The organism is Candidatus Eisenbacteria bacterium, assembly GCA_035712145.1.
Lineage (GTDB): Bacteria > Eisenbacteria > RBG-16-71-46 > RBG-16-71-46 > RBG-16-71-46 > DASTBI01.
Genome location: DASTBI010000195.1, coordinates 1 through 4,718, shown reverse-complemented (window position 1 = coordinate 4,718; position 4,718 = coordinate 1). Strand labels below are relative to the sequence as shown.

The window sequence follows — 4,718 nt, the reverse complement described above, 5'->3', positions numbered from 1 at the left end:
CCGCGGGACGAGGGGTCGGGTGATGCTCGTGCTGTGCGAGGGCGCTCGGCCCGGATAGAGCGAGCAGCACACTCGCAACGGTCCACATCCGCCAACTCAGGATCATCTCCGCTGGGGTCCTCCTCCAATACCGAGTGTGGGGCGATTCGATGGTACCTGAGGAACGTCCTCGTGAGACGCCATATCCCACATCACTCCCGGACGGCTACGTTACAATCGGCCCATGCCCCAACCCCCGCACCCTGTCGTCCTGCTCGATTACATCGTCAAGCCATGGGACGATCGCGAACTCGTGGCGCGCGCCCGGGCCCTGATCAGATGGAGCCTCAGGGACCAACTCAACTGAGTACTGGGCAGCGTGATCCTTTCGGGGGTCGCGCATGATTCACAGACGCGCCGACCTGGTCGCCGCTTCCGCGTTACGGAGCGCATCCCGCGCCTCGGCAATCAATGACTCCACCTCGGGGTCGGGTGTGCGCACCGTCTCGGAAAAAAGCTGCCAGTGGCGTCGCGCATCATCGATGCGCCCCATTCGGGCGTAGAGCAAGACGAGTCGCCGATGGGCGAGCGGAATTATCACACCACGCAGGTAGTAGTCGTGCAGGAATGGAGCGGGATCGGACGTGATCCTTTCCAGGCAGGCCGCGGCGGAATCCGGCCGCCCGAGCTGCTCGAATGCATCCGCCAGCAACCATCGGATCGCGGACATCCCCGCCGGATCGGTGCAGTAGCCAAATTCCACTGGCTGTCGGGCGACAGGCTGAAGAATGGTCACCACTTCGTTCCATCGATTCACCAGCGCCTCGAGCCGCGCAGCCAGCAGGCTCGGAGTGGCGCCTTGCCTGACTTGTTCGAGACGTGGACGTTTCTGAGCCAACGCGAAGAGCCGTTGCGCATCCATCCGGTTCCCCGCGAGCGCCGCTCTCAAGCCCCGGGTGAGGATGTCGGCGGCGGAGCTGTCGCCAGCCCATGGATGGGCCGGCAGCGGGATCGCTCCTCCGCTCACGACCGAGAGCATCAGTCGACCACGGCGCGAGTGCTGGATGCCAGTCCCTTCGACCTCCGACGAGTCGCGCTCCACGCGCTCGAAGGTGGAGGCCGCGGCTCTCCATGCACCGCGGGCAGCCTGAGCGGACGCGAGGGCGAAAACAGCAACCGGACCGGGGTCCGGCTCACGCAGGCGGATGATCGCGAGGCTCTCCACCGCCGCCCAGCGGGTGGCCGCGATCTCGACCCCGATGAGCGCGTCATGCCTATAAGCGGGCCGCTCGATCGCTCGAGCGACCTTCCGCGCCTCGTCCGAGCGGCCGAGGGAGGAGAGAACGCGTGCCTCGTTCCGCCGGTTCAGGTCGTAAAGGCCGAAAGGGTCGGCCCGATAGTAGGCATGAAGATCCTCCAGCGCTTCCGGGAAACGCCCCATCATGCACCACACCACATGTCGATTCTGCAAAGCGAGCGCGTTCGAGGGATCGTGCTGCAACGCGCGCCCGAAGGCCTGGATGGCGAGCTCGAGCTCGCCAGCCATGGTGGCGCGGTTCGCCTCGATCATGAGGCGCTCCGTCGTCGTCAATCGGTGAGGCCTCCTCAATGCCTGGTCGAGGGCCGCGAGCGCGGAGTCCGACTGTCCGAGCAGCTGGAGGTTGATCGCCAGGCTTCGCCATGCCATCGCGAAGTCGGGATCCAATGCGAGCGCGTCACGCAGGACCGCGATCGCCTCTCGAGACCGAAGCTCCTTGCCGAGACCGCGTCCCCTGACGTACAGCTGATAGGCTTCGAAGGAAGCCGTTGCAACAGGATCCCGCGGCCGGCTCTCGCGGATCTCCTTCTGCCTCTCCCCCAGGCCCGCGCGCAGCCTCTCCGCGATTCGCTGGAGCGCGGGGATCAGCGCATCCTCGTTCCGGGCCGTCGCGCGCTCGGTGAGGATGGTGCGGGGGGTCTCGGCATCCTCCACGCGTAGCACGACGGAGTACCCGCGTCCCAGCCGCCCGATACTGCCCGCGAGCACGGTGCGCACAGAGCTGCGGTAGGCCAGCTCCCGGGCGAGCTGGGCGTCCACCGGCGTGTTCACCGGCCTCTCCGCTCGGGCCAGCGCGAGCCGCATCTGCTCCGACGGCACGGTTGCGACGAATCGTGACTGGTCCAGCGTCGCGCATACCAGGTCGCGCGCCGTCGCGGCGAGGCTCGAGTCATCCGCCGGACCGTCGAAGTCGGCGACCAGGATCCAATGCTTCTCCGCCGTGGGTCGCGGCTCCGAGCGCATCAGCACCCAGGCCACGGCCGCGACAGCCACCACCACGGCGGCTCCCGCCAACGCAAAGCGCCGGCGGCGCGAAGGACGCATCAAGACCGTGTCCTGCAGCTCGAGCGGTGTCTGGCTGGCCCGAATTGGGCCGATGCCGCCTGTCGCGGCTTCCCTACCCGCGTCGAGCGCTGTTGCGAACTCCGTCAGGGTCCCAAAGCGGTCTGCGGCCGTCTTGGCCAACGCGCGCGTGATGGCTGCGCTGGTGGCGACGGCCACGGCGGGACGCAAGTCCGTCACCGGACGCGGCGCCACGCTCAGATGCTGGTGTGCGAGGCTTTCCATCGTTGGCCCGCTGAACGGTGGGACGCCCGCGAGCATCTCGTAGGCCACGCAGCCGAGGCTGTACTGGTCGCTGCGTCCGTCCACATCGCGACTCCCAGCCGTTTGCTCAGGGCTCATGTAGGCCGGCGTGCCGATCGCCGCCCCGGTCGCGGTCAGGCGCTCGTCGCCGGCCGCGATCAGCGCGCGGGCGATACCGAAGTCGGCCACGACGGCGTGCTGCCCGAGCAGCAGGATGTTTTCGGGCTTGATGTCGCGATGCACCACGCCACGCCGGTGGGCATGGTCCAAGGCGTCCGCCGTCTCGCGCGTGATCCGCATTGCGTCATCGATTGGCAATTGCTTCTCGCGCTCCAACCGCTGGCGTAACGACTCGCCCTCCGCGTAGGGCATCACGTAGTAGAGGAGCCCATCCGTCTCACCTGAGTCGTAGAGGGGAAGGATATGAGGGTGAGTGAGGCCGGCAGCGACCTCGATTTCCCGCAGGAACCGCTGCGGCCCAATAATCGCTGCCAGCTCGGGATGGAGCACCTTGATCGCCACCGGGCGGCGATGGCGCAGGTCCTGGGCGAGGAACACGGTCGCCGTTCCGCCGCGGCCCAGCTCGTGCTGGATCGCATAGTGGCCCTTGAGACCGGTGTTCAGACGGTGGTCGAGTTCCACGGCCCGCGAACCCTCCACTTCACCCGTAAGAAAGATGTGAGATCAGGCACCTGAATCGCCGGACCTAGGGTGCCCAAGCCAGAGGGTAACCCGGCGCACCTTGCCGGCGCTCGAGTCTCACTCCTCGAGCCCGATTTGCTTCAGGAACTGCATCCACCGCGGATCCCGATCGAGTGCGCGCAAGTGAGGGCCCTCGACCAGCTCCATCGTCAGGAAACGCGTGCCCGCGACCTCCTCGAAGGAGAACAGGGTGACGATGTTCGGGTGATTGAGCCCGGCCACGGTCGTGGCCTCGCGCTCGAAGCGGGCGAGCCGGTCGGGCGACGAGGCCACGTCGTCGGGCAGCACCTTGATCGCGATGTCGCGCTTGAGCCGTGTGTCGCGGGCGCGATACACCTCACCCATGCCCCCCGCGCCGAGCGGGGCGAGGATCTCGTACACGCCAAGGCGCGTGGCGGGAGTCAGCAGCATGGGACGACACTACAACATGCAGCGATGCGTGGATCAGCGAATCAATGCGACGCGACCCGTGAGCTCGCGATCTCCCTGCTTGAGCCGCAGGAAGTAGAGGCCCGCCCGTGGCGCAGGTGAAAGCGCCAGCGTCACGAGATGCGCCCCCGGCCCGAGCTCCCCCACCTCGCGATGGGCCACGCGCCGCCCGGCGATGTCGAGCAGCTCCAAGGTGGCCCGCTCCCGGCTCGGGAGCGTGAGCCACACCTGAATCGGCCCGCGCGTCGGGTTCGGTCGCGCACCGGCCAGCGCCAGCATCACCGGGGCTGGGCCCCCTTCCACCGCCGTGGTCGATTGCGTGGTGGCATCGGGCACCGGCGGTGCCGCCTCGATGTTCCCGAGCTGGTCGCGCGCGACGCTGTAGAACGAGAACGTATGAAGCTTGTGATCCTGGGGCGGGACCAGCGTGTCGCTCGTGGTGGGCGTGTTGAGCCGCCACACGCGATAGGGCCCCGTGTCCTGCTTCACGTAGATCGTGTAGTCCCTGAGGTCGGAGGGCGCCCCGCTCGGCCCCCAGCTCACCGGGATGCTGGGCAGGTGAGACTGCGGTGGGATCGGCAGCACGTTGCTCGCCGGCGGGCTGTTGTCCACCCCGTTCGTCCAGGCCAACGTATTCGTGGCCGGTGGGTCGTCGAACACGATCGACGCGGCGTTGCTGATCTGGGTGCCGGTCGCGAGCCCGGGCTTCGGCATCACGGTGAACATCACGCTCCCCTCCCCCTCGGGAGGAACGTTGTTGGGTGGCAGGAAGCCCATCTGCAGATCGGCAGGTGTCCGGCCGGTGGCCGGGTCGATCGAGCTGAAATGCCAGCTCACCACCTGGGTGATCGGATCGAGGCTCGCCGAAACGTTGACGAGCAGGTTCTTCTGCGGCCGCAGGTCGACGGTCGTGGAGAAGCTCGTGAGTCCGGGCGGAGGATAGATGTGCCGGTTGCCGAACGTGATCTGGTCGAGGCTCAACGTG

The 4,718-nt window shown here is 67.4% G+C and carries 3 protein-coding genes; all 3 read right to left on the bottom strand.

Going from position 1 to position 4,718, the window contains the following annotated elements; genetic code table 11:
* Window positions 1-385: 385 nt before the first annotated feature.
* Window positions 386-3,244: a protein kinase gene (locus VFQ05_14050; protein ID HET9327885.1), complete on the bottom strand. Its 2,859-nt coding sequence runs from the start codon at window positions 3,242-3,244 to the stop codon at window positions 386-388.
* A gap of 117 nt (window positions 3,245-3,361) precedes the next feature.
* On the bottom strand, window positions 3,362-3,715 hold the full coding sequence (locus VFQ05_14045) for a protein kinase (protein HET9327884.1): 354 nt from the start codon (window positions 3,713-3,715) through the stop codon (window positions 3,362-3,364).
* A gap of 33 nt (window positions 3,716-3,748) precedes the next feature.
* A partial coding sequence (locus VFQ05_14040) for a T9SS type A sorting domain-containing protein (protein HET9327883.1) occupies window positions 3,749-4,718 on the bottom strand: 970 nt, incomplete at its 5' end.